Annotated in this window: 19 protein-coding genes and 2 pseudogenes; 14 read left to right on the forward strand and 7 right to left on the reverse strand. The window is 44.2% G+C overall.

Annotated features, from left to right (window positions below; genetic code table 11):
- The 3 genes and pseudogenes from ACLFWI_RS02615 to ACLFWI_RS02625 form a co-directional block, all read left to right on the forward strand.
- Positions 1 to 317 (forward strand): annotated as a pseudogene (locus ACLFWI_RS02615) (pentapeptide repeat-containing protein); the annotation flags it as partial.
- 464 nt (positions 318 to 781) lie between these two features.
- Positions 782 to 1,585 (forward strand): hypothetical protein, encoded by an 804-nt coding sequence (locus tag ACLFWI_RS02620; protein WP_446411615.1) that lies wholly within the window; start codon positions 782 to 784, stop codon positions 1,583 to 1,585.
- A 371-nt stretch (positions 1,586 to 1,956) separates the two neighbouring features.
- Positions 1,957 to 2,760, forward strand: coding sequence for a cobyrinic acid a,c-diamide synthase (locus tag ACLFWI_RS02625; RefSeq protein ID WP_446411616.1), 804 nt, complete (start codon positions 1,957 to 1,959; stop codon positions 2,758 to 2,760).
- Positions 2,761 to 2,836: 76 nt separating this feature from the next.
- On the opposite strand, the gene ACLFWI_RS02630 is transcribed toward ACLFWI_RS02625, so the two are convergent.
- Both ACLFWI_RS02630 and ACLFWI_RS02635 read right to left on the reverse strand, forming a co-directional pair.
- Positions 2,837 to 3,310, reverse strand: coding sequence for a DUF4112 domain-containing protein (locus ACLFWI_RS02630; protein WP_446411617.1), 474 nt, complete (start codon positions 3,308 to 3,310; stop codon positions 2,837 to 2,839).
- Positions 3,307 to 4,245 carry a YihY/virulence factor BrkB family protein gene (locus tag ACLFWI_RS02635; RefSeq protein ID WP_446411618.1) on the reverse strand — a complete coding sequence of 313 codons (939 nt, stop codon included), beginning with the start codon at positions 4,243 to 4,245 and terminating at the stop codon, positions 3,307 to 3,309. Before ACLFWI_RS02635 ends, ACLFWI_RS02630 begins: the two co-directional genes overlap by 4 nt.
- 135 nt (positions 4,246 to 4,380) lie before the next feature.
- Here ACLFWI_RS02635 and ACLFWI_RS02640 point away from each other — a divergent pair, with 135 nt between their 5' ends.
- The 4 genes and pseudogenes from ACLFWI_RS02640 to ACLFWI_RS02655 all read left to right on the forward strand — a co-directional run bounded on the left by ACLFWI_RS02640 (position 4,381) and on the right by ACLFWI_RS02655 (position 7,584).
- Positions 4,381 to 4,836: a hypothetical protein gene (locus tag ACLFWI_RS02640; protein ID WP_446411619.1), complete on the forward strand. Its 456-nt coding sequence runs from the start codon at positions 4,381 to 4,383 to the stop codon at positions 4,834 to 4,836.
- 290 nt (positions 4,837 to 5,126) lie between these two features.
- A complete protein-coding gene (locus ACLFWI_RS02645) occupies positions 5,127 to 5,588 on the forward strand; it encodes a pentapeptide repeat-containing protein (RefSeq protein ID WP_446411620.1) in 462 nt (153 codons plus the stop codon).
- Positions 5,589 to 5,718: 130 nt separating this feature from the next.
- Positions 5,719 to 5,930: pseudogene (locus ACLFWI_RS02650) on the forward strand (IS607 family transposase); the annotation flags it as partial.
- A 121-nt stretch (positions 5,931 to 6,051) separates the two neighbouring features.
- Complete coding sequence (locus ACLFWI_RS02655) at positions 6,052 to 7,584, forward strand: IS200/IS605 family accessory protein TnpB-related protein (protein ID WP_446411621.1); 1,533 nt, start codon at positions 6,052 to 6,054, stop codon at positions 7,582 to 7,584.
- 151 nt (positions 7,585 to 7,735) lie between these two features.
- Here ACLFWI_RS02655 and fmt read toward each other — a convergent pair whose 3' ends face one another.
- Positions 7,736 to 8,746, reverse strand: a complete 1,011-nt coding sequence (fmt, locus tag ACLFWI_RS02660; RefSeq protein ID WP_446411622.1) for a methionyl-tRNA formyltransferase — start codon at positions 8,744 to 8,746, stop codon at positions 7,736 to 7,738.
- 63 nt (positions 8,747 to 8,809) lie between these two features.
- The gene (locus ACLFWI_RS02665) at positions 8,810 to 9,691 is read right to left on the reverse strand and encodes an OmpA family protein (protein ID WP_446411623.1); all 882 of its coding nucleotides are present in this window, start codon (positions 9,689 to 9,691) and stop codon (positions 8,810 to 8,812) included.
- 414 nt (positions 9,692 to 10,105) lie between these two features.
- Here ACLFWI_RS02665 and ACLFWI_RS02670 point away from each other — a divergent pair, with 414 nt between their 5' ends.
- On the forward strand, positions 10,106 to 10,930 hold the full coding sequence (locus tag ACLFWI_RS02670; protein ID WP_446411624.1) for a hypothetical protein: 825 nt from the start codon (positions 10,106 to 10,108) through the stop codon (positions 10,928 to 10,930).
- A gap of 209 nt (positions 10,931 to 11,139) precedes the next feature.
- Here the strand turns inward: ACLFWI_RS02670 and ACLFWI_RS02675 are convergent, their stop codons facing one another.
- Complete coding sequence (locus ACLFWI_RS02675) at positions 11,140 to 11,754, reverse strand: IS607 family transposase (RefSeq protein WP_446411625.1); 615 nt, start codon at positions 11,752 to 11,754, stop codon at positions 11,140 to 11,142.
- A gap of 301 nt (positions 11,755 to 12,055) precedes the next feature.
- Between ACLFWI_RS02675 and ACLFWI_RS02680 the strand changes: the two genes are divergently transcribed.
- The 6 genes from ACLFWI_RS02680 (at position 12,056) to ACLFWI_RS02705 (ending at position 21,270) form a co-directional block, all read left to right on the forward strand.
- Positions 12,056 to 12,511, forward strand: coding sequence for an NUDIX hydrolase (locus ACLFWI_RS02680; RefSeq protein WP_446378242.1), 456 nt, complete (start codon positions 12,056 to 12,058; stop codon positions 12,509 to 12,511).
- A gap of 70 nt (positions 12,512 to 12,581) precedes the next feature.
- Positions 12,582 to 13,394 (forward strand): alpha/beta fold hydrolase, encoded by an 813-nt coding sequence (locus tag ACLFWI_RS02685; RefSeq protein WP_446411626.1) that lies wholly within the window; start codon positions 12,582 to 12,584, stop codon positions 13,392 to 13,394.
- Positions 13,395 to 13,418: 24 nt separating this feature from the next.
- Positions 13,419 to 13,994, forward strand: coding sequence for an Npun_F5749 family FMN-dependent PPOX-type flavoprotein (locus tag ACLFWI_RS02690; protein ID WP_446411627.1), 576 nt, complete (start codon positions 13,419 to 13,421; stop codon positions 13,992 to 13,994).
- Between the two features lie 249 nt (positions 13,995 to 14,243).
- The gene (locus ACLFWI_RS02695; protein ID WP_446411628.1) at positions 14,244 to 15,659 is read left to right on the forward strand and encodes an ATP-binding protein; all 1,416 of its coding nucleotides are present in this window, start codon (positions 14,244 to 14,246) and stop codon (positions 15,657 to 15,659) included.
- A complete protein-coding gene (locus ACLFWI_RS02700) occupies positions 15,656 to 20,596 on the forward strand; it encodes a WD40 domain-containing protein (protein ID WP_446411629.1) in 4,941 nt (1,646 codons plus the stop codon). The genes ACLFWI_RS02695 and ACLFWI_RS02700 overlap by 4 nt, the downstream gene beginning before the upstream one ends.
- A gap of 527 nt (positions 20,597 to 21,123) precedes the next feature.
- Positions 21,124 to 21,270 carry a hypothetical protein gene (locus tag ACLFWI_RS02705; RefSeq protein WP_446411630.1) on the forward strand — a complete coding sequence of 49 codons (147 nt, stop codon included), beginning with the start codon at positions 21,124 to 21,126 and terminating at the stop codon, positions 21,268 to 21,270.
- Here the strand turns inward: ACLFWI_RS02705 and ACLFWI_RS02710 are convergent.
- Together ACLFWI_RS02710 and recG are read right to left on the reverse strand one after the other, a co-directional pair.
- On the reverse strand, positions 21,257 to 21,703 hold the full coding sequence (locus ACLFWI_RS02710) for a hypothetical protein (RefSeq protein ID WP_446411631.1): 447 nt from the start codon (positions 21,701 to 21,703) through the stop codon (positions 21,257 to 21,259). The two genes, ACLFWI_RS02705 and ACLFWI_RS02710, sit on opposite strands and share 14 nt — an antisense overlap.
- 407 nt (positions 21,704 to 22,110) lie before the next feature.
- Positions 22,111 to 24,591, reverse strand: a complete 2,481-nt coding sequence (gene recG, locus ACLFWI_RS02715; protein WP_446411632.1) for an ATP-dependent DNA helicase RecG — start codon at positions 24,589 to 24,591, stop codon at positions 22,111 to 22,113.
- Positions 24,592 to 24,626: the final 35 nt, after the last annotated feature.

The following is a 24,626-nucleotide window of genomic DNA, read 5'->3' on the forward strand; positions in this document are numbered from 1 at the left end:
TTGCTGAAACAGTTCATGGAGATCAGATAGGTGGCACTATTCACAACTATGCATTTAAACAGGATTTAGCCCAAGCTGCCACTGAGATTCAGCAACTCTTAGACCAACTCGGCAAAACTTATCCAACCACAACTGAAAAAGAGAAATTGGCTGTGGTGGCAAAAGCCTCTGAAGAAATCCAGAATAATCATCCACTGAAAGCGCGGATACTGAATGTTTTAAAAAAGGGAGGGACTGAAGTATTCAAAGAAGCAATTGACCATCCCCTAATTAATATTTTGCTAGCAATGATGGAAGGCTGGCAATCGACTGAGTAGAATTAGATTGTAGTCAATATATCTCATTTTGATATCAAATCCGGGTTGACTACCCTCTCTATAATCCAGTCCGCGCAGGCGGACTTTGTTTGTGTAGCTGCGATTTTAATCGCCTAGTCGAAAGGGAGACTGCTGCTGCTTATGTCAAAAAATCATGACATAAACCTGTCTCTAGTTTCGGCAAATGCTTCCATGATAAAAAATGCGTACTTTTTGTCCTGCCCCTAGTAGCGGATCTGTAAGATAAAGGCAGATAGTCAGTGAGGGAATAGCCCTCACACCCTTACTCTCACTTAAGGCGATCGCAAACCAATGACAGCGCTGCACTCGGATAGGAGGCTGGTGACTCAAGAGAAACAGGGGTTGATTTTTCTAGGTTGCGGTAGTATCTCTAGGAGAAGAATCATCCTCACGCGATCGCGAATAGAGTCTTGTTGTTTCCCTAATGATGACAGCTTCAGGTTATGACTACATTAAACCCTACAATTCCCGTTGATTCCGAACACCTAAAGACTATAAGTATCTTTGAACTCATCCCTGAAGAAGTTCTTAAATGGATTAATGCTTTATCCGGGGAAGAACGACGCTATATTTTATCTCTATGTCATTTAATCTGTACGGTTTCCTTAGATAAACAAGCAGAATTTTTAGATAACTATACGGCAGACAGCTTAGTGTTAAAACTCCTGCAAGAGCAAGCCCCTAAAGATTGGGTAACTCGCTCGTTCAAAAAACTCCACATCAAGCAAAAACTCACGAATAATGCATTGAAAAGCTATATCAAACAGTATTACATTCATTCTGCCCAAGACTTACGCAGCAAACCTGATCGGGACATTGAGTATTTAGAATCTGTTCTTCATCTCATTAATAATCCCGAAGAGCGGAATAATCTATTTCATTACATCTTAGGTAGTGAAATTATCAAAATGCTTTTCCAAATGAGTTGGCTGCAACATGAGCGATTTTATCGTTTACAGAAAAACCAGGAATATTTTATTAACCATTATATTAAGCCCATTCAGCATACCCATCGCTTAAATGGTCTGGTTGTCCCTAAAGACGAAACCCTTTTCTTTGCTAAGCGGGATTACTTTATCAAAAAGCCGTATATTAGAGATAAACAATTAACTGAGTTGCTAATGTCTACCTTTACAACAGCTCAAGTCAGTAACCTTGGCTTTTTTATTAGCCATAATCTTGATTTTGTTATGTTTGACTATGACTCTATTTTTAACTCAGAACCAGAATGCATTTTTCTTTGCTGATCGGATTTAGACATTGATACCCTAATTTTCAGTTGCTGTTGTCATCTAGACTGAAAAATCCTAAGGATTGTAAAAAAAATTAAAGCTTCTCCTCTGAGATCTAAATTTTTCCATAGAAAGGCTTGACAGACAGGGTTAAGTAATTGTCTAATAAGTCACTAAGAGACTGGGACTGATATATTCAAGGGCGTGGTAAAGGGTTGAATCTAGCCTAATGGCGCTGTTCAAAAATTTTGCTGTTTTTTAAGAATTGTAATCAAAGTGGAGACGGAATAGATAAGCGATCAGTTGGCAGATCCGCAAAAATGCTGTTAAATTGATTATTTCCCCGACCGCGACCGCTAAAACCATTGTTTATGATAATTTCAACGATGCTAACCAAGAACTCGAACAGTCTAGAAGAAACTCAAGGGATTGGCGTCCTAGAGAAGATTACATTAGCTGTAAAAAAATGGGCAAATACCCTTCCCTCAGATCAGCGAAAGCATATTATGTCCCTTTGTTATTTAATCTGTGCGACTTCACCAGAAATACAAGCTGAGTTGACGGGTTTTTTAGATGATTATGTAGCTGATAGCTTGGTGGAGGAGATTTTGCAAGATCGAATCCGCCTTCAGCTAGTTACAAAGTATTGGCGAAAATTCTGTATTGAAAAAGAACTCAATCCTTTGGTGTTAAACAGCTATATCGAACAATTTTGTATTCATTCAGCACAAACCTTACAAAAAGAACCCGAACTCTATTTAGAGTTTGTGCTGCGACTGATTCACAGTCCAGAAGAACGTCATAATCTTTTCAATTATATTTTGGGCTGTGAAGTGATCAAAATGATATTTCAGATGAGCTGGCTACAACATGAGCGATTGTATCAGCTGCAGAAAAATCAAGAAAGTTTTATCCGAAATTATATTAAGCCTATCCAATATTCTCATCAAATTAATGGAATTGTTGTCCCGAAAAATAAAAACTTATTTTTTGCTAAGCGCGATTACTATATCAAGCAGCCCAATATTTCAGAAAAGAAACTTATTGAATTAGTTTTGTCTACTTTTACCCATCAAACAATTATAAACTTAGGATTTTCGATAAGCTGCAATCTAGATTTTTTGACATTTGACTATGACTATATCTATAGTAATGAGGAACCAGAGTGTATATTTTATGCCACTGTTTAAAGGTTTATGACTGCTACATAGTATTGATAGCAATAGAGTCGAGAGGGTTTGTGTGTGATAAATATCTGCTAATTTTTTAACCGTTGATTACTGCCAAAAAACTTTTGATGACCAGCAAGCTAAGAGTAGCGATAATGGTTACGGCTATAAGTAACCCTAGCAAAAGCCAGACCAGAAAAAACCAATCCGTCTGTTTTTCAGGTTGAGGACTATCCCAATACGTTTCCAGCAGTTCGATATTTTTAGCATTTGCTTTCCAGGTTGCATCAGCAATATCGCCCACGACGGGTACAGAACCAATGACTGTATCCAAAAGAATATTAATAACCATTTGTCCTAATAGCGATCGCGGGATACCTATCCGTGCTGCTTCGAGTACGATATAGGCAGAGAACGCTGTTCCTAAAAAATCACCTGCTCCGGGTAACAAACCTAACACAGGATCTAGACCAAAACGCCATGGTGTTCCCGGAATGGGAATGGCATTGTCGAGCAAATGGCTCAACCGACGCAGACGCCGGAGAGTAAACGTTTTAGAATTATGGGTCATTGGATTTTGGATTCGGATATCTCAGATATTGCTTTTAACTCAGCTTTCTCAATTGAGCGCTCTTTAGCCGCTTGCATTGCTTCTCCTACTGTAAGATTAAGTTGATCTCCTAATAAAAGTACCAGAGATGTCATATATAACCAAAGCTGTAAAACAATCACTGCCCCCAAAGCACCATAAATTTTGTGATAATTGCTGAAATTCGACGCCACGTAATTCCGAAACACGCCAGATACAATCGCCCATAATACGGCAGCTAAAACGGCTCCAGGTATAATCGGGGTTCCCTGACGCCAGTGGCTGATGCCAAAGCGGTAGATAATCGCAAAGACGATGGCAACCAAGCCTAAGGCAATGAGCCAACTTAAAAGCCGTAAGAGGGTCAACAAGATGACTACAATACTTTTATATTCCACCAAGTTGACCGCCCAGTTACTAATAAACAGGATAAATGAGGCGATGAATAGGAGTAAAACGCTACCTAGAGTCAAACCCATAGCAATTAACTTAGCTTTCCAAAAAGGTCGAGTTTTTTCTGAGGGAATTTGATTAATTTGGTCAAGGGCATTCATCGCCGCATTCAGCGCCCCGGATGACACCCAAATTGCCATAATGAAGCTTAAGGAAAATAAACCCCGATTGTCTGTGAGGTTAATTCCATCGGCAAAATTACGCATCAGTTGCATCGCCTGTTCTGGCGCTACTTCACCAAGCTGATCGGCAGGATTCGTCCAAGGAAAAAATTGTTTGAATAACTCAATCACGGTGAAAATCACCAAAATTGCGGGAAACAGGGCTAACATGGCGTTATATGCCATCTGAGAGGACAAACTCAAGAGCCGATGTTTTAAGGCACGACTGACGGTGATTCTCAGGGTTGCCAGATTCAGATAACGAAAAAAATGTAAGAAACGGAGTAGACGGGGACGTAGCATAAATAATGGGTGGGCTAGCAGTATCGTTCACCCTTACTGTGCCAAATTTTTAGACCCTTCAATATAAACAGGAGTCAGTATAGGGATCTACACAACTCCCTATTTGTCCAGAAACCCCTACAGGAGCAGTCTGCGATGAGCAACGATGTCAGACAATGGTTAGCCGAAATCAAGGAACTGAAACAGCAACTCGCCGATAGTATTCGCGATCGCGATGCTGCCAATGAATCTGCGGCTAACTGGCGTCGCCTCTACAATACTGAAGCCCAGCAACGCCGCGCTGAAGCCCGACTCGCCCAACAACAGATCGACGCCCTCACACTTGAAGTTCAGCAACTGCAACAGCAGAAGGCTCAATTCAAAGCTCAAGATCCCGACGCTACCTCTGCTATTGAACAGGAAGTGGCAAAACTGCAAACCCTAGAACAGGTGCAACAAAAACTGATCCAGGTGATGATGGAGCGCGATCGCCTGATCAATGCCTTAAAAATCGAGCAAGCTAATCACGCCCAAACCCGCAACAGTTTAACCGCCGTCATTGGCGATACAATTGACCAGTTGACCAAGCAACGTGGCACGGCAGAAAAATGAGGGATTCATCATTCAGAATTCTCGGCTGATTCATTAAAAATGTAACAGTTTTGTAATCATCTCCCCCCCTCCAGGCAGAGGCATGATCGGGTCTGTGGATAGAATAGCGAGAAATATCGAGAGAATCCCTTTCATCCTTAAGGAGTATTTTTCACCGGAAATTGCTTCTGTGAAGAAACCTTGAATTTACAGTGTATCTCCTTGGTATAATTTACATTTAGGCTCATTTAATGAGATAATAGAATTGTGAGGTAAAGAACGGAAAAAACTTGAAAATAAAGGGGGAACTTATGAAACATAAGATTCTAGCAATGATAACCTTACTGACTCCCCTCGTGTTCGCTAGCTCCGTCAAAGCTGAAAATCCACTTCATGTGCAACAGTTATTATCCACTGGAGCCTGTGCAAACTGCGATCTATCGGGAGCCAATCTCAGAGGTGCCCATCTGATTGGCGCTGACTTGAGAGAGGCGAATCTGCAAGGTGCCAACCTGAGCCACGCGAACCTTGAAGGTGCTGATCTACGCGAGGCAAATTTGGCAGGGGCGAATTTGACAGGCGCTTTTGTCACCAATGCGGATATGAAAGAAGCCAATTTAAACCGGGTTAATTTTACAGAAGCCACGATTTACGATGCCAACGTCTATGGCGCATCAATGCAGGATATGACCATCAGTAATGCTGACATATTCTACACAGGCATCGGTGTAGGGGGTGAAGGAGCAGAAGACGTCGTTCCAGATTGGTATTAGTTAACTGACTCCTTTCCTGCTCTGAAATAGCAGGGTAAGCAAAGGTAGCCCACTCTTGTGGGGTTATTTGCAGTAGGCAAGATACACAGGTTTACCGATAATCGACTCCAAGGTTTTTGCTTTAAAATCTATGGGTCGATTATTGTCAATAGGGGAAGCCGCTGCCGTCAAAGGGGTGTCGGTAGATACCATGCGGCGATGGGAGAAAGAAGGCAAGATTAAATCGGTGCGAACAGATGGAGGGCATCGGCGTTACGACATCGACACGCTTATTGATTTTAGGGAAAATCGCAAAACGATTGCATATTTCGTGTTTCAAGTCATGACCAAAAGAGTATTCTCAGCTAGGCTATATGGTTCACGTTCAAGGCGCAACCAGAAGATTCTGGAGAAGCTGATTGAAGCTGTTGACACCCCGGATAAACCTCTGTAAAATCTAGTAAACAAAGATTTGTTTCTCTCGATGACCCAAGCCGAGTCCCGCACTTATGTCAATACAACAACCCACCCGTGGGCGGTTGCGTTTTTGAATGACGCGGCGACCGTCGGTTATGATGCCAAGATTGAGTGCTTGAAGCTACTGCTAGAACAAAATCCTCCGAATAAGTCAAAGCTGAATACTCAGCTACAGCAAAACCACAATATCAATAAGCGGCAGGCAAACAGCATTATCGCTTATGTCGAAGGCGCAGTTAAGTCCGCATCTGAATGCCGTAGCAACCACTTGGAGTTACTGCAAGGCAAGCTCAAGCACACAACAGAAGTTATCACGAATCTAGAAAAGAAGATTAAAGCGCACCGCAAATATCTGCAAGCTGTAGAACAGGTGAACCGAGGGAAGAAGAAGAAAGTTCCCAAGTCCCTGAAGCCCAAGTACCCAGACGCTTGCTCAATGCGGTGCGCTCATCATTTAACCCTTTACAAGCAAGCCCAAGTTAAACTCCACCAGAAAAAACGGTATGCCCACAAGTTAAGGCAGAAGATATCCCACATCAAGACATCTCCTCTGCACGTAAACTTGGGCAACAAATATACAGTGGAGATGATTGGCTCCAAAGATGAATCTTATGGAAATCAAATTTGTCAGTTGGACTTAATCGGTAAGGAACTTCATATTCGAGTTCCCTATGCTCTCTTAAATCGATATGGGAAATACATCCAATTCCCGATTCGTTTACCCAAACATGGGACAGACCTGCTGGCAACAGCTTGGTATAATCGCCAAGCGTTGACCTATCGGTTCATCCAAAAAAGTTTAACAGAATGGGAAATCCATATTACCTTTGATGTCGAACCTGCGCCTAGAATAACTGCACCAGTTTCTTGGGGAGCTATTGGTGTAGACCTCAATCCGAGCTGTATCGGCTGGGCAATAGCTGACAAGGATGGAAATTTGGATGGCTTTGGTCAAATCAAAGTCAATATTCAGTCTCAACCCAAAGGACGCACCGAAGCTATCCTGGTTGACGTTGTTACCCAACTTACCAACTTAGCCTTGGAGTATAAGCGCCCCATCGTTGTTGAAAAGCTCGACTTTAGTGACAAGAAAAAACGGTTGCGCGAACTAAGTGTTCGACACAACCGTATGTTGAGTAACTTTGCTTACTCAAAGTTTGTTCAATTACTAAAAGCCAGATGCTTCAAGCTAGGCATCCAAGTGATTGAGGTCAATCCAGCTTACAGTAGTTGGATTGGATTAATTAAGTTCATGTCCATGTATGGAATGAACTCTGCCACGGCCGCCGCATTCGTCTTGGCGCGACGTGGAATGTTTTTGTCTGAAAGACTGCCAGCCAGAACAGCCTACCAAGAAACGGAATCAAGGAAGCACGTCTGGTCACACTGGCGGTTAGTGGCGAAACTCCTCAAAGGCTCATCTCGCCACTCCTTTTGTCAGCCTAGACTTACAGTCTACTCCAGGTTACGCACAGCACGGAGCGATTCTTCGCCATCGACTGCTGACAATCCCATTCAGGGAGTTTGGAGAGGTCGGTGAAAGTCCGACAGGAAGTCGTCCTACCGCGTGACGGCGTATCTTGCATAGTTTTGCATAGATATTTTTTAGCGGTTACCTTTGCTTGAATTTTTTCCTTTATTAATTTTCTCTTTAGTCCGCGTAGGCGGACTTTGTTTGTGTAGCAGCGATTTCAATCGCCTTGACGTGAAACTAAAACCTCTCCCACAGCTACCCGCATACCATTGACAAAATCCCCAGCAGACTGAGCGCGTTTACCAGCTAGCTTAACTTCGCGCAGTAGCAACAATCCTTCACCTGTTTGAATAATCGGTCCCATTCCCTTCAGAATACTCACCACTTCTCCAGGATGCCCAGAGGCTTCTCGTACAGACAACCACTGTTGCTCCGGAATCTTTAAATCTGTAGGTAACTGGGGAAAATAAGCCTCTCCCAGAGGAGCAGTTGCCAGGATTTTCAGTGATTGATCCCGAAATGAGGCGACACAATTTGGTATAAATCCTCTGATCTGATTGTGTATTTCTATGGCAGATCGTGACCAATCAACAGCATAATCCGACTTTTGAATCAGGGGCGCATACGTCGCTTGGGAATCATCTTGGGCGATGGGTTCCACATCCCCTTGGTTTAGCTTCAGCAGCGTTTCGATTAACAAATCCGCCCCCAAATCCGACAGTCTTACAGCTAACTGATGGGCATCGTCTAATAGCCCAATGGGTGTGTGAGCCTTCAGTAACATGGGTCCCGTGTCCATTCCAGCATCCATAAGCATGGTAGTAACACCAGTTTCTGTCTCGCCATGATACAAACACCACTGGATTGGGGCGGCTCCCCGGTATTTCGGCAACAGTGAACCATGGACATTCACACAGCCAAGTCTGGGCAGATCGAGAATTTCTTGAGACAGAATCTGTCCATAAGCGACAACGACAAATACATCTGCCTCAGCTTGTTTGAGTTGGCTTAGGGTTTCTGCATGCTTTTTCACCCGTTTGGGTTGCCAGACTTGCAGTTGATGGGTTAGCGCCAGAGTTTTTATCGGTGAAGGAGATAGTTTATTTCCCCGCCCTCGACGTTTATCGGGTTGAGTTACCACACCCAGAACATTAAATTCTGAATGGTTGATTAAGCGTTCTAAAGTAGGTACAGCGAATTGAGGTGTACCGAAGAAAATAACGTTCATTTTAACTTTCAGGCAAAAACTGACGAATGACAAATGACAAATGACGAATGACGAATAACAATTTTACTCAACAGCAATTTCAATTCGGCGATTGCGTTGCTGATTCGCATCGGTATCATTTGCCACAAGAGGACGAGTTTCACCATAACCGACAACTAACCAGCGGTAATCATCCCCCAAAGCACGAGCGAAATATTGCTCCACAGCTTTGGCGCGACGAAATGACAGTTCGCGATGATCCTCAGGTTCACCCTGGCTATCTGTATGAGCGGCGATGCGGATGGTACTTGACGGATAGTTACGTAAATCTGCAATAATTTTGTCTAAAATCAAGCCTGCTTCTGGACGCAGTAGGCTGTTGTTACCCTCAAATAAAACATCACTCGGTAACGTCACCTTCAAGGTTTGGCTAGAACCGAATGAGTCCGATGAAGCTGCCATTACAGTAGCATTCGGATTATTCCCATTGGATGTTGCCTCTTCAGGGGGAGGTTGAACGCCTTCTAGTTGCAGCGCGATCGCTTGCAATCGGGCTTCTAAGGATTCATTCGGGCGACTACTGCCCAGTTGGGCTTCTAATGTGGCAACTTCCTCACTCAATGATCGCAGTTGACCTTGCAGTTGGGTAAGCTGGGCTTGCACCTGTTGTCTCTGTACAGGAGTAAGTTGAGGTGGCGAACCTGTCGGTTCTGGTATCGATGTTGGGGTAGTATGGGGAGAAACGACTGGCATCTGCTCTTCAAAATGGCTTGCCATTTTGAGGAAAAAGGGTTTTTCTGGGTTGGTTCTGGGATAGAACGTGGCAAGGACAATGCCCACAATTAGGGCTAAGCCGCCACTGACGCCCAATAGTAGCACTCGGAATATAAAAACGAGAAACCAAGGGCGTTGAGACCTCGAAGAGGCAGAAGTCGTTTTATCTGCTGAATGAGCGGATTGAATCACCGATTTTCCTGAATTTTATTCAGACCTTAGAAGAATAACACCAATACATCCATTAATTCGATCATGCCACTTGCCAGAAGTTTATCACCACCTCTAACTAGACAAGGGAGACGGAGAGATGAGGGAGATGAGGGAGATGAGGGAGATGAGGGAGTTAACTCAAAACTCAAAACTTTTCCCTAATCCCTAATCTCCAGGCATAAGTGAAAACTTTCGTAAAAAGGTTGAGTTGTAGGGTTCCTTAGCTTGATATACATAGACTAAAGCACACTGCCATAGTTCCCAAAACGTTGCTCCTCACACAAGACGCACCGTTTAGCAACCTCACCTATATCGATGTTCAAAATAATAGTCCGCTTATTCAGATGGTTTTATTCACAACCATACCTGTTACTGTTTGCTCCTTGGCTACTGATGACTTCTAACGTATCTACCCAAGCTCAACAGGCTCATACCCCTGAACCCGCCCATTTCCCTCTAGAAACCGACCCCCCATCGGTGTCTTCTTCCCCAGCGAATCCCGACGTGACTGTAGAAATCGCTCCCGATATGATTGAGACCGTAGAGCAGATTGATCCTCTCGATAGTCCTCATCCTGTCCCTTGGAATTGGGTATTGACGACTCAAGCGGAACTAGCGGCGAGTGAAACCTTTGGTTTACGCTACTACCGCAGCCAATCATTGATTTCTCCAGACGGTCAATATGCTGCCTATAGCCGCATTTCCATGCAAGGGCAACCTGAACTCTATCGCTCTCGGGTGACTAGTGTGATGTTCCTAGAAGATTTGCAGACCGGGGATTTGCAAACGCTCACGGCTTCATCTCCCTTATCTGATAATCCTTTAGTCAGTAACGAAGATGCGGATATGCCAGGAACATTTGCTATTTTGCTCCCTGTTTCTTGGTCACCGTCTAGCGATCGCCTTTTAGCACGACAGTTTGAAGGCTTGTTCAGTACATCCTTTGCTTCAGATTATGCCGTGATTTGGGATCGCCAGAAAAATCGCACGTATACCGTCGCCCCTGAGCCAATTGACTATACCCATGCTGTGTTATTGGGGTGGAGTCACACCCATCCGGATCAGGTTCTGTTTCGCGTCGGTGAACTTGGTGATAACCGTTGGCCCGTGTGGTCAGTTGATTTCCAAGGTGAAACCACCCTCGCCTTTGACGATGAACCGATTGTGTATGGTCAAGTGGTTAACCAGGTTTGGACTGGACCTCAAGCACGTTGGTAAAGAGAAGTGGAGACAAGCCACCTTAGCGCTAGGGGCAATTTATCTAACTGTGGGGGGAAAGGGGGAGCAATAAGAAGACCCGCACCCTAATTTTTAATTGGGTGCTGGGATACACGCTTACTCCCCCAACATCAATGTGGTAGATTGAGATTATCATTCGATATATCTACTCACAAAGCTGGTTGAAATAAATCTATGTTTTACGAAATTTACTGAGATTTACCCTTGTCGTCAACTACTTCAATTAGTTTCTCTAAAATCTTCTGATTGCGCCTTGAACGCGAACCATACAGCCTAGCGGAGAATACCGTAATAATCTCCAGTACGTCGGCAGCTAAGTCTTCCTCATAACTCGAATCTTCCTTTCGATTCAGAACGATTATTTCTATGCCTGCGTATTCGCACAAGCTAAATATGAGTTCTGACCCAAACCTTAACAGCCTATCTTTGTTAGTAATCACCAGTCGGTCTAACTGCTCGTCCATAATAAGCTGGAGTAGCTTTTGTAGTCCTCGCTTTTTGTAATTGAGTCCAGAGCCTAAATCCTTGATAATCTCAAAATTGTAGCCATGGTGCAGGCAGTAAGCCTCTAAAACTAGTGCTTGTCGCTCTAAGTCATTTTTCTGGTCATGACTTGAAACACGAGCATAGGCAACCGTTTTGCGATTCTCTGGAAAATCAATCAAATCGTCGATATCGTAGCGACGATGTCCTCCTTGTGTTCGTATCGACTGAATCTTTCCTTCTTTCTCCCATCGCCTCAAGGTGTCAATAGACACTCCCTTGACGGCGGCGGCTTCCCCTATAGACAACAATCTACCCATAGATTTTTCAATGGAAATCTTTGAGTCTATTATCGGTAAACCTAGGTATTTAGGCTACTGCTGCAAGCCCTAATCCCCCGCTTTCTGCCTCGTCCAGTGTCTAAGCAAGAAGGGGGTTACTTGGGGCTTGTCTATATTAGCCGTGTTATACTATCCAACCCAGTTTGCCCTATCCTAGTGTATCTTGGCTGGGATTTTCAATGATACCCATCATGTCTTTTCGGGTTAACTAACGGTAAGAATCAGATTATGATAACAGTTTGTAGTCAGTCATTTACCTGTTCCATAACCATCTGAATCCATGGGTCGTATTTGGTATTTTGTCCAAACGGTATTGGGGATTATTTTCCGCCATCCAGTCCTCGGTACAAGTATTATCCCCGTTTTACCCGATGGACAAATTGTACTGATTCGGCGTCGTGATAACGGAAAATGGGGATTACCTGGAGGGATGGTGGATTGGGGTCAAGACATTCCCACCACCGTGCGGCGGGAGTTGGCAGAAGAAACGGGACTAGAGTTGCTGGCAATTCGCCGATTGGTGGGAATCTACTCAGCCGCCGATCGCGATCCCAGAGTTCATTCGGTTTGTGTTGTAGTCGAAGCGGAGGTTCAGGGAACGATGCAGATACACGATGAGTGGGAAATTACGGCAGTTCAAGCCTTTGAACGTTCAGCGATCCCCATGGGCAACCTGAGTCATGATCATGGGCGACAGTTGCAGGACTATTTTGACGGTAAAACCACTGTTGCCTAATGTTAAGTTTTGAAAGCTAGACGTAGCCTGCTACTTTAAGTGTTGAGTTTGGACACACCCGGCAACTAGGATGAATTTAACCTTACGGAATTCCCGAATTAAGCTACCTTTGGGGCAAGTCTTTTGGCGTGAAGTGGGACAAGGACCCACTCTTATATTTTTACACGGGTCTTGGAGCGATAGTAGTCAGTGGCTACCCCTAATTGAGTACCTACATCAAGATTATCATTGCTTTGCCCTTGACTTATTAGGATTTGGCGACTCAGAAAGCCCGAAACTGCACTACTCGATTCAGGTAGAGGTTGAGTGTTTGTTCAACTTTATCGAGGCGTTACACCTTCCCCAAGTTTACCTGGTTGGTCATTCCTTAGGGGCTTGGATTGCCGCTAGTTATGCGTTGCGTCACCCGGAACAGGTTCAGGGATTGGTGTTATTAGCGCCTGAAGGAATTCGAGACGATGGAAACTGGAAAAGTTGGCAGTGGCTGAGGTGGTTAGTTGGGCGTCCCCCCCTTGCCTATACTATTCTGCGATCGCTCTTACCTCTAGCGCGGCTGTTTGGGCGCCACAAAGATATTGAGAGAGCGTTAAAACAGCGACAACAATTGCTACAATCCCCGACAGCCTGTCAATTGTTGTTCCGGCGACGGCGGGTGGAAATTCAAGCCGAATTATTACAAGAACATCTACCCGAATTAGATATCCCTACGTTGATTCTTCAAGGAAGACAAGACTCACTTGAAGTGATTGATCACGCTCAAGCTTATGCCAACCATAGCCCTAATACTAAATTACAGATAATTGACCAAGCCGGAAATGACATAGCAGAAACGGTACCGGGAATTGTCGCTCAGCATATTGATTATTTTGTGAAATATCAGTAGAAGGATCATTCATCATTTCAAACCATGTCAATTGCTCCTTGGCGAGTTCCCCTATCTCGCGCCCTTCACCGCAACCGCAGTTTAGCTTATGCTCGGTACTTTCAACTGGCAACTGTTTGTCCAGATGGGTATCCGGCTAATCGCACGGTTGTTTTTCGGGGCTTTTTCGATAACTCCTTAAAAATTATTACCGATGCTCGCAGTCAAAAAATTGAACAAATTAATCATAATGCTGGAGCAGAAATCTGCTGGTATTTCCCCAATACTCGCGAACAATTCCGGTTAAGGGGTAAGCTGATTTTGGTAGGAGAAGACTATCCGGAATTGACCCTAAAAAATGAGCGTCAAACAACCTGGGAAGGGCTTAGTAATGCAGCGCGTGTGCAATTTGCTTGGTCTAATCCGGGTGAACCTAGAGTAGAGGGGGATCAGGCATTTTCCCAACCGCCACCTGATCCAGAGCAACCGTTGCCTAATTTCTGTCTCCTATTACTTGAACCTGTAGAGGTTGATCACCTGGAATTGCGCGGTGATCCGCAAAATCGATGGCATTATACTATGGGGTGCGATCAATGGATCAAGCAAGCGATAAATCCCTGAATCTTTAAGAATTGTAGCTGTTTGTTAATTATTATGCGATCAATGCGGTAAAAACTGGAGTCTTATTTAGCCGATATTGATGTAGACTTGCCCAACGAGAGTATATAGACATCATTATTGTAAATGCTCAGTTGAGATATATTTTTATTAAAAAAAATGACAAAGAATCCGGAAACCAACTATTTCAGTTAGTATGTCAGTATATTCCCACAACACAGATATTCCCGAATAAGATGAATTGATTTTATCATGACGTTGGATTTACAGGAATTTTTTCAAGCAACAAACCCCGACAAACCCTTATTCGTAGACAAGTCTCAAGAAGACCAAAACTATTACATCGATTTCTCGTCAGTACGGGGCGGACAGATTATCAAAGAGTTGAAGAATCTGATCGCTATTTTATCGCCGGATCAACCCACTTGCCAGCTATTTACTGGACATGTTGGTTGTGGCAAGTCTACGGAATTACTCCAACTCAAAGCCGAATTGGAGCAGCAAGGCTTTCATGTCGTTTACTTTGACTCCGATCAAAACCTGGAAATGGCAGATGTGGATGTCAGCGATATTTTGCTGGCGATCGCGGCTCATGTGAGTGAAAGCCTAGACCAATTTCAACGCGATCAAACCACAACCACTCAGGATATTCTCAAGAAAGTGGCGACGCTGTTGCAAACCGAGATTGAGCTTTCTGCTGAAGCCTCAATTCGTGGGGTGGGTGACATGACAGCCAGCACAGAGGGGGATTTTTCCGTCAACTTAGGTATTCCTGGGATCGGCGAAATTCAGGTGGGTAAGGAAGAAGGATTTTCTCTAGTCGCTCCATTACTGGGCAAAATTACCGCCAGAGCCAAAGCCAGTCCTGAGTTCCGCAATAAGTTAAGGGGATATCTCGAAGCACGCACCAATGGAATTATCGAAGCCATTAACTCTGAACTGCTAGAACCCGGTATTGAACAACTGAAAAAGTGCGGTAAAACAGGACTGGTAGTCATTGTTGATGATCTTGACAAAGTGAATAGTACTGCCAAACCTTGGGGACGTTCCCAGCAAGCCTATCTGTTTGTCGATCGAGGTGAGCAGTTACGCGGACTCAACTGCCATTTGATTTATACTTTACCCCTAGGGTTGAGGTTCTCCAATGAATTTGGCGCGTTGCTTCAGCGATTTAAACACCCTAAAGTGCTGCCGATGGTGCAGGTGCAGTTGCGTGATGGAAGTGAATGTGAACAGGGGATGAAATTGCTGCGACAGATGGTATTAGCAAGGGCATTCCCCGATCTGGATCAGGAGCAACGTCTGAGCAAAATTAGCGAAATTTTTGATCCGCCAGAGACATTAGATCATTTATGTCGGATCAGTGGTGGCCATGTGCGGAATTTGCTACGGCTGTTGAACAACTCTATCCAAAAGGAGATGGGATTACCTATTTCCCGTAACAGTTTGGAAGAGGTGATTCAAGAAGTTCGCAACGGGCGAAAATTAGCAGTCACTGATGATGAGTGGGACTTACTGCGTCGAGTTGTGCAAGAGAAAAAAACGGCGGGTGATGATGGATACGAAACGCTGATTCGCAGCATGTTCGTGTATGAATATTGCGACAAAGAAGGATCGTGGTTTGCGATCAATCCAATCTTGGCAGATGCGGAGGAATTGAAGCAATGAGCCCAATGTCTTGTTCAGCACAACCGGAGGTCAATAATCAAAAGTCACTACAGGAACTCGCTTGGGCGATTACCATGTCTCAAGGGCAATTTTCCCTGATGTTGGCTCGCTGCAACTACACTAATTTAAGAAAGCGGCTGGTGCAGCAACTTCACCAAATCTGCTCCGTTGAGATCCGAGAAATTATTCTCCAACCCGATGTGCATCAACTCTACTCCCAAATTCAACAGGAGTTGGCAGAGGAAACACCTGCGGCGGTGATGGTTTTAGGCTTAGAGTCAGTGCAGGATATTGATGCTCTATTGATTTCAATGAACCGAGTGCGGGAAGAGTTTCGCAAGTATTGTCCCTTCCCGCTAATCCTCTGGGTCAATGATCAGATCGTGCCGAAATTGATTCGCCTAGTCCCCGATATCGAAAGTTGGGCAAAGCACACAGGATTTGCGATCGCTACCGATGAGCTGCTGAAGGTGCTGCGACAAGAAAGCGATCGCCTATTTGCCTCGGTTTTGGATAAGGGTGCCGAAAGTTTTCTGAGTAATGAGACAATTTTCGGTTCCCGCTATCCCTGGGAACTGGATGCCGCGTTGAGAGATTTAGACCATTGCAATCAGACATTAACTCCCGATTTAGAAGCTTGCTTACAATTTGTTCGGGGTCGAGATGACTACGCAAATGATCGCCTAGACAAGGCTTTAGCTGAGTATAAAACAAGCCTTTCATTTTGGCAACAAAGTAACCATCGGCTGCGACAGGCAGTATTACTGTTTTATATCGGGTTGTGTCATGAACGTCAGGCGCAACTGGAGCGCTCCAAACGTTTCGATTATTGGCAGACGGCGCGATATAATTTTGAAGACTGTTTGCATCTTTTTGAGCAGGTACAACGTGGCGATTTAGTTGCTCGGTTTATCAATCAGTTATGCCAAGTCCTGCAATATTTGGAACAATGGGATGAACTCCAAACATTAGCCAAAAAATCCCAGCGATTACATGAAACCCATGGTACAAGCGTGCAGCTTGCCCAAGATTATGGATTTTTGGCGCACGTTGCTCTACAAAGGCAAAATTCGGCTCAGGCAAAAGAGTTAGCAGAGAAAGCACTACACATTCTGGATACTCTCCCTGCTGAACAGCACCAGGATCAATGCTGGTATCTGCTGATTCTGGCACGAAGCCTGGAGCAGATAGGACAGCTTGAGAAAGCCATTAGTTGCTTAAAAAAAGCCAAGGCAAGCGATGCGGGAGGAAATCCTCAACTCTACATTCAGATGCTGAAGGAATTGCGCTCATTATACTTTGATAAAGGTCAATATTTAGAAGCGTTTAAAGTTAAACAATATCGCTACTCAATTGAGCATCAATTTGGTTTTCGGGCATTCATCGGCGCGGGACAATTAAAAGCCGAACGACAAGCAAAGCTGGTGCTGAATCAATATCGCCATTTGCCAACCGTTGCCGAGGAAATTTTCGCTTCTGGTCGAGATAAAGATATTAAAAAGCTAATTGAGTGGATTGGCGATACCTGTCACAAACTTATTATCATGTATGGTCCGTCAGGGGTGGGTAAAAGTTCAATGGTGGAAGCTGGCTTAGTTCCTGCCCTCAAACAGACGATGATTGGCACTCGCAAGGTTTTACCTGTTACGTTGAGAACTTATACCAATTGGCAGAGAGAATTAGGGAAACGTATCGCTAGGGCTTTGGTAGTAGCAGGCGTTAAAACCAGCCTGAGTGTAGAACATGGGGGATCGCGAGGCGAACTTCTTGAACAACTCCAAGAAAATGAACAGAGTAATTTGCTTACTGTTCTCATTTTTGACCAACTTGAAGAGTTTTTCTTTGTTTGCTCAAATCCTAGGGAATGTCAAGTTTTTTTTGAATTTTTGCGAGACTGCCTAAATTGTTCGTCTGTGAAAGTCGTTATTTCTTTACGAGAAGAGTATTTGCACTTGTTGTTGCAAGGGTCTCGGAAAAATCCTATTGACGCAATCAACAATGATATTTTATCGAAAAATATTCTTTTCTATGTTGGTAATTTTTCGCCACCAGAAACCAAGTCTATTTTTCTGAAACTGACCCAAAGTTCTCAGTTTTCTATAGAGGAATCTTTAATTGATGAACTGGTGAAGGAGCTAGATCACAATGAACCCCTTGGAGAAGTTCGTCCGATTGAGTTACAGATTATGGGCGCTCAACTCTGTACTTATGACATCACAACTCTAGCCAAGTATCAAAACCATAAATACAAAGGTAAACTGGTACAGCGCTACTTAGAAGATGTGATTAAAGACTGTGGACAGAAAAACGAAAGTGTTGCTGAATTAGTTCTGTTTTTGTTGACCGATGAGAACAATCCTCGCCCCCTGAAAACTATTGATGATTTAAGTAAAGGGGTATTCAAATTGTTGAATGATGAGGATGATTGTCATCGCCTAAAAAGTTTAACCAATTTAAAAAAAGAGCTATTTTTAGGAAGCGATACAGCAGAAGCCGATCGACTCAGTTTAGTATTAAATATTCTTGTGGAATCAGGTTTAGTGGTAATGTTGCGAGTACATTCCGCTCAATATTATCAGCTAGTTCATGACTATTTAGCTTCCTTTGTCCGCAAACAAAAAATTGCTGGTTTATTAAGTGAAATTCAAACCGAGCGAGAAGAACGAGAGCAAGAACGGAAGAGACTGGAACGCACTCAAGCCCAGCTTAATAAAGTTTTGCAGCAAAAAGTGCGATTTCAGCGAAGACTAATGGCAACAGGCTTGATCTCTTTTCTCGTCCTCTTCTTCCTAGGGGGATTGGGGCTTTTCTTTCTAGGGGGATTGTGGCGACAAAAACAAATGGCTGAAATTGAACAGATTATTGAAAAATCCGAAACACTCTTTGCCAATAATCAAGAACTGGATGCACTAAAAGGAGCGATAACTGCATGGCAAAGCTTGCCAAAGTTAGGTCAATCCAAAGCCGAAATAAAGCGTGACATTGAACAGATCTTACAACGGGCAGTTTCGGGATTTAAAGAGTATCAAGAATACAACAGTCTCGAAGGTCATAAGGATGCAGTCATCCAAGTTGCTTTCAGCCCGGATGGTAAGACTATTGCCACAGCAAGTTTTGACCATACGGTTAAACTTTGGCAGCCTGATGGTCAGTTAATGTCTACTCTAAAAGCGCATAAAGAGAAAATTAATAGTTTAGCTTTCAGTCCGGATGGCAAGATCATTGCCACAGCAAGTTTTGACAATACAGTCAAACTCTGGAAGCTAGAGAAGAAGGTCGATAATACGTTAGATATAACTTTATTACGCACATTGACAAAGCATAATGATGGAATTTTTGGTGTCGCTTTTAGCCCAGATGGTCAGATTATTGCCACAGCAAGTGGGGATAAAACTATCAAACTGTGGAGAACTAAAGATGGAAAATTACTAAATACTCTGAAAGGACATGAAAATGTAATTGACGGAGTAGCGTTCAGTCCCAATGGTCAGATCATTGCTTCAGCGAGTTGGGATGGGAAAGTCAAACTTTGGAGAACGACGGATGACAAACCATTCCGTACCCTAAGAGATGAAACTTTAGCAGAAGATAAAAGCCATAGCGATCGCGTTTTTGGAGTGGCATTTAGTCCCGATGGTCAAATGATTGCCTCTGTAAGTCGGGATAATACAGTGAAACTCTGGAACATTGATGGTAAATTACTTCATCCGCTCAACGGTCATAGGGATCGGGTCATTCGAGTCGATTTTAGCCTGGATGGTAAGAGAATTGCGACGACAAGTTGGGATCAGACGATTAAACTCTGGAGTACAAAAGAGGGTATATTACTGGAAACTCTGGAAGGGCATACCGATGGAGTTTTTGGTGTAGATTTTAGCCCTGATGGTGAGATGATCGCCACAGCAAGTCAAGACAACACGGTCAAACTCTGGAAGCAGGATAAAAGCTTGAACAAAAGAATCCTCAAAAATCATTCTGAGGAGATATATAGTATAGATTTCAGTCCGGATAATCAGAGGATTGCGACAGCGAGTGAAGACGGCAATGTCAAACTTTGGAAAACTGATGGCACTTTGGAAAAAACTCTAAAAGGGCATCAGTCGGGCGTCTACAAAGTTGTTTTTAGCCCCGATGGTACACTCATAGCCACAGCAAGTTTCGACAATACGGTAAAAATTTGGCAGGCTGACGGCACTCCTCTAGCCACTCTAGTCGGGCAGACGGAGGAGATTAACAGCCTCGCTTTTAGCTACGATAACCAAATCCTCGCCACGGCGAATAAGGATAAAACGGTCAAACTCTGGAAACTCAATGGCACCTTGGTAGATACCTTGAAAGGACATCGGGATCAGGTTCAGGGAATAGCGTTTAGCCCAGACGGTACACTGATTGCTACGGCGAGTTGGGACGACGAGGGTATACTCTGGAATCGAGAAGGCAAGCCACTGGCAATCCTAAACGGACATAGCGGTGAAGTTAACGGAGTAGCGTTCAGCCGAGATGGTAATATTATTGCCACAGTGGGTAAAGACAAGACAGCCAGACTCTGGAATCGAGACGGTGAGTTACTAGAAACCTTAGACGATCATACTGATGAGGTTAACGGAGTCGCGTTCAGCCCCAATGGTAAGATTATTGCCACAATGAGTAAAGACAAAACCGTCAAACTCTGGAATCGAGACGGTGAGTTGCTCCATACCCTGTCAGGACCAAGGGATTTGGATTGGCAGGTGAGATTTAAATCTGAGAGTCAACTCATTGCCTCGGCGATTGATGATAACACCGTGATTCTTTGGGATGTGGAGCTTTTGCCGCCCAATCAGCTCATTGAGCGTAGTTGCGATCGCCTACGGGATTATCTCCAGAATAACCCTAGTCTTGAGGAGAGCGATCGCGATCTGTGCGACGGAATTAGTTCTCAGAAGTCTTCGCCATAAAGTAAGCCTAGAACTAAAGTTCTCCTCTTAAAGCTTAAACCCCTTAAAACGGGTTGAAAGACTTACCCAGTAAGATCCATTCTTACTTGAGTTTTAGGTTACGTCAGTTTATTTCCTGGCGTTGGCTGCTGTCGTGCGATCGCGTATCTACTAACTAACCTTTTGGTTATGGCATAATTAACCTTCGTTTTCACGGTATGTGGCAAAAAGGAAGTATGTTTTGAATGGAAGAGTGGGAGATGGTGTAGGGGCGGGTTTCACTACTATCTTTTCGGTTGCACCTTTTCTTTGACTAAACCCGCCCCGATGCAATTTTCTAGGCTTCCCGTGAAAAGTCAGCACAATTAACCCAAGTCATTGAATTGACTCAAGTTTAGTTGGGGCAGTAAAATAGACGTAGCCGGATGCTCGGAACAGATAGATAAGTCTAGAGGTTAGTAACAGTTGGCACAGAGGGAGTAAAAACCGCGATCGCGTTTTGGTGAAACGGCATCCGTTTACTTTTAAACACGAGGATGTGTTGATTAATGAGTGAGTATGTTTTAGTACGGATTGAAGCCATCCAACAAGAATTAGAAGCTTTAAGAAAACTCGTGGCTCATCAAGTTCAGAATACCAAGCGTCAAACCCATTTAAAAGGATTATGGAAAGATGTTGAGATCACAGATAGTTGAGAAAATGCTCCAACAGGGCGGCAACCTTTTCCGTAGAGACGTTGCATGCAACGTCTCTACAACTGTCGTTAATATCGGCTAATACCTGCTTCAGTCGCCGCTTTCCATTCACATACCAGCGAAACTCTAGATAATTAGTTAACACCAGATTGGGGAACGATTCTAGATAACGCTGCAATTGCTCTGTTTTTTCAATGGAATTGAGATCTAATCCAACATCTTTAGCTTCCACATAACCCACAAGCAAGTCTCGCCGCTTTACCGTAAAATCGGGAATCCCGGCTTTGTTGCCTTTTTCTTCAATTACGGCATCAATTCCATTAGCCGGATCATCCAGTAAGGCTTTTAAGGCGGGGTAATGGCTGCGTTCACTTCCTTTTTGTCGGTTTTTTTGAATGGATTGGAGATAAGATTCAAAGGAGACAGAGGGCATGGTACTTTAACTGTAGTGGGATGGGTAAAATTTTGTAGAGATGCGCTAGGGTACGCCTCTATAGTAGATAAATCGTAGTGGTTCGGCACACCTTATTTGGTGGATTAGCCTTATGAAAAGAAAACTTGGATTGGGGCTAAAGCCCCTACTACGAACCTAATCTATCCCACAATTTTAGCTGTGTCTCTTCAGTAGGTTGGGTTGAACGATAGTGAAACCCAACACCATAGCAGAATTACAGCGCTTTTCAAGTCAGTGAGGTACACAGATAGATCCCCGACTTCTTCAAGAAGTGGGGGATCTTGCTTAGATACTGTACCTCATCAACCTGAAATCTGCTGTATAGTAATCGCCATAGCGGTTAGGATGCATCTTATGGTAGAGACGTTGCATGCAACGTCTCTACATTAGGTTAAAATCGCCCCACCCATTAACTTAGAATACCGATAATCCAACTCCGCCTTAATTAACGGCAAACTCTCCAACGCCTTATCCTCCAGCACAATCTTCTCCGCCGCATCTCTTGCCAAATTCAACACCTCTTGGTCTTCTACCAAACTGGCTAAAGCAAAATCCGCTAACCCCGACTGACGCCGCCCCAAAACCTCCCCAGGACCGCGAAATCGCATATCCATCTCCGAGATAAAAAAGCCATCTTGGGACTGTTCCAACACCCCCAAACGCTGACGCGCGGTATCAGTTTTTGACCCACTCATTAATAAACAATAGGATTGATGAGAACCGCGTCCCACCCGCCCCCGTAATTGGTGTAACTGCGACAAGCCAAACCGTTCCGCATTTTCAATCATCATCACCGTTGCATTCGGAACATCTACCCCTACCTCAATTACTGTTGTCGAAACAATAATTTGTGTCTGATTATCCCGAAACGCATTTAGCGCTTCATCTTTTTCTGCTGAACTCATCCGTCCATGTAACAATCCCACCTGAAATTGTGGGAAAATAGTCTCAGATAGTCTCTGATGTTCCTCTACTGCCGATCGCACATCTAATTTCTCTGATTCTTCAATTAACGGTAGGACAATATACGCTTGACGCCCTTGGGCAATTTCCCGCCGCATCAAGTCATACGCTTGCTGGCGTTCCTTCCCAGTTAATACCGATGTGTGAATTTTTTGACGCCCTGGTGGTAACTCATCAATCTGACTCACATCCAAATCCCCATGTAAGGTTAACGCCAACGTCCGAGGAATCGGTGTAGCTGTCAGGGTTAACACATGGGGGGATTGTCCCTTTTGTTGCAACTGCGCCCGTTGTTCTACGCCAAACCGATGCTGTTCATCAATCACCACTAATCCTAAGCGTTGAAAATTCACTGGGTCTTGAATTAACGCATGAGTTCCCACTAATAGCGGTAATTCCCCGGTTTCTAACTGGGAATGGATTTCCCGCCGCTTCTTCACCTTCACCGAACCCGTTAGCAATTCGACGGGCAGATGGAGTAAATTAAACCAACTGACTAATTTACGATAATGCTGTTCTGCTAACACTTCCGTTGGTGCCATTAATGCGGCTTGATACCCGGATTGAATCGCCGCCAAAATTGCAATTACCGCCACCACGGTTTTCCCGGAACCCACATCCCCTTGGACTAACCGATTCATCGGCGTGGGTTGTTGTAAATCATTGAGAATATCGTTGACGACCCGTTTTTGGGCACAGGTGAGTTCAAAGGGCAGTAGGTGATAAAATTGATCAACCAGTTTCCCCGTGGGCGCGAGAATAGCACTGGATTGAACTTGCTGCTGCATTTTCCGCCGTTGGAGAAATCCTAATTGTAAATAGAAGAACTCATCAAACACCAAGCGGCGTCTGGCACGGCTGAGGGTATCTGTATCTGGGGGAAAATGGAGATTCGCGATCGCATCACTGACTCCCATCAAATCATACTGCTGGCGCATCCCCTTCGGCAACGGCTCTTGCAGTTGATTCACCGCAGGTAACGCCGCCATCACCGCCTGTCTCACCCAATCGGCGGGTACCCCTTCTGTTAAAGGATAAACAGGCATAACTCGACCAATTTTCAAGGAGTCAATACTCCCACCCAAATGGTCTAAAACCTCAATTTCCGGGGTATCTAGAGTAATCCCGTACTTATTCTTTTTCACCAACCCCGACGCCGCCACAATCGCCCCCGCCGGATAGCGACGTTTTTGTTGTTCTTGCCAACCGCGATGATTGTAGCGATTTCCGGCAAAGAAGCGATTTAATTTAAGTTGACCCGTACTGTCTTTAAGTAATAACTCAAAAATCGATAACTTTTTATTTCGAGGACTGGTAAAACAGTTACAACGCTTCACCGTACCCACTACCGTTACCGTCTCCCCGGCGACTAACTCTTTAACATTCACCTGACGGGCATAATCAATATGATCCCTCGGATAATAGTAGAGCATATCTCGCACCGTATATACTCCCAAACGCCCTAAATAATCACTGCGGCGACGACCAATATCGGGTAACTCGGACAACGGTGAGTCCAGGGTAAAATTAACGTTTAACTTGGAGGTTTCCGCCGCCAGAGGCGTAGTCTGGGGAGATTTAACCGTCGGGGTTTGATGCGGATGAGTCTTTTCCCGTTCCCGGTGCTGAAGTTCCTGTTGCAGCTTGTAGAGAAACTGTCGCGTATCTGCCACTAGATGTTGACGGTCTTCAACAGTCTTATGATTATACCGTCCAAATTCCGCCGCAATGGACTGCCATTTGCGCCGTTCCACCGGGAGAAGTCCATCAGGTGTCTTGCCAAAACTCAAGCAGAGAAATTCACTAAAACGGTACTGATTCCCCAGCAAATCAGTAAAGCCCTTTTCGGCTTCCACCGCCAGCGCTTTTTGCAATCGTGTCCAATCTGGAAATTCTGTACCCACAATCTCTGAATTATGAATGACAAATGACAAATGAC

Origin of the sequence: Coleofasciculus sp. (genome assembly GCF_046539235.1) — a bacterium.
In the GTDB taxonomy this organism is placed as follows: domain Bacteria; phylum Cyanobacteriota; class Cyanobacteriia; order Cyanobacteriales; family Coleofasciculaceae; genus Coleofasciculus.

Coding starts and splice junctions, on each gene's coding strand:
- ACLFWI_RS02635 (WP_446411618.1), bottom strand. CDS start 4,245: ATGCTACGTCCCCGTCTACTCCGTTTCTTACATTTTTTTCGTTATCTG.
- ACLFWI_RS02655 (WP_446411621.1), top strand. CDS start 6,052: ATGACCCAAGCCGAGTCCCGCACTTATGTCAATACAACAACCCACCCG.
- fmt (WP_446411622.1), bottom strand. CDS start 8,746: ATGAACGTTATTTTCTTCGGTACACCTCAATTCGCTGTACCTACTTTA.
- ACLFWI_RS02680 (WP_446378242.1), top strand. CDS start 12,056: ATGGGTCGTATTTGGTATTTTGTCCAAACGGTATTGGGGATTATTTTC.
- ACLFWI_RS02695 (WP_446411628.1), top strand. CDS start 14,244: ATGACGTTGGATTTACAGGAATTTTTTCAAGCAACAAACCCCGACAAA.
- ACLFWI_RS02670 (WP_446411624.1), top strand. CDS start 10,106: ATGACTTCTAACGTATCTACCCAAGCTCAACAGGCTCATACCCCTGAA.
- ACLFWI_RS02690 (WP_446411627.1), top strand. CDS start 13,419: ATGTCAATTGCTCCTTGGCGAGTTCCCCTATCTCGCGCCCTTCACCGC.
- ACLFWI_RS02675 (WP_446411625.1), bottom strand. CDS start 11,754: ATGGGTAGATTGTTGTCTATAGGGGAAGCCGCCGCCGTCAAGGGAGTG.
- ACLFWI_RS02625 (WP_446411616.1), top strand. CDS start 1,957: ATGCTAACCAAGAACTCGAACAGTCTAGAAGAAACTCAAGGGATTGGC.
- ACLFWI_RS02630 (WP_446411617.1), bottom strand. CDS start 3,310: ATGACCCATAATTCTAAAACGTTTACTCTCCGGCGTCTGCGTCGGTTG.
- ACLFWI_RS02620 (WP_446411615.1), top strand. CDS start 782: ATGACTACATTAAACCCTACAATTCCCGTTGATTCCGAACACCTAAAG.
- ACLFWI_RS02700 (WP_446411629.1), top strand. CDS start 15,656: ATGAGCCCAATGTCTTGTTCAGCACAACCGGAGGTCAATAATCAAAAG.
- ACLFWI_RS02685 (WP_446411626.1), top strand. CDS start 12,582: ATGAATTTAACCTTACGGAATTCCCGAATTAAGCTACCTTTGGGGCAA.
- ACLFWI_RS02640 (WP_446411619.1), top strand. CDS start 4,381: ATGAGCAACGATGTCAGACAATGGTTAGCCGAAATCAAGGAACTGAAA.
- ACLFWI_RS02705 (WP_446411630.1), top strand. CDS start 21,124: ATGAGTGAGTATGTTTTAGTACGGATTGAAGCCATCCAACAAGAATTA.
- ACLFWI_RS02645 (WP_446411620.1), top strand. CDS start 5,127: ATGAAACATAAGATTCTAGCAATGATAACCTTACTGACTCCCCTCGTG.
- ACLFWI_RS02710 (WP_446411631.1), bottom strand. CDS start 21,703: ATGCCCTCTGTCTCCTTTGAATCTTATCTCCAATCCATTCAAAAAAAC.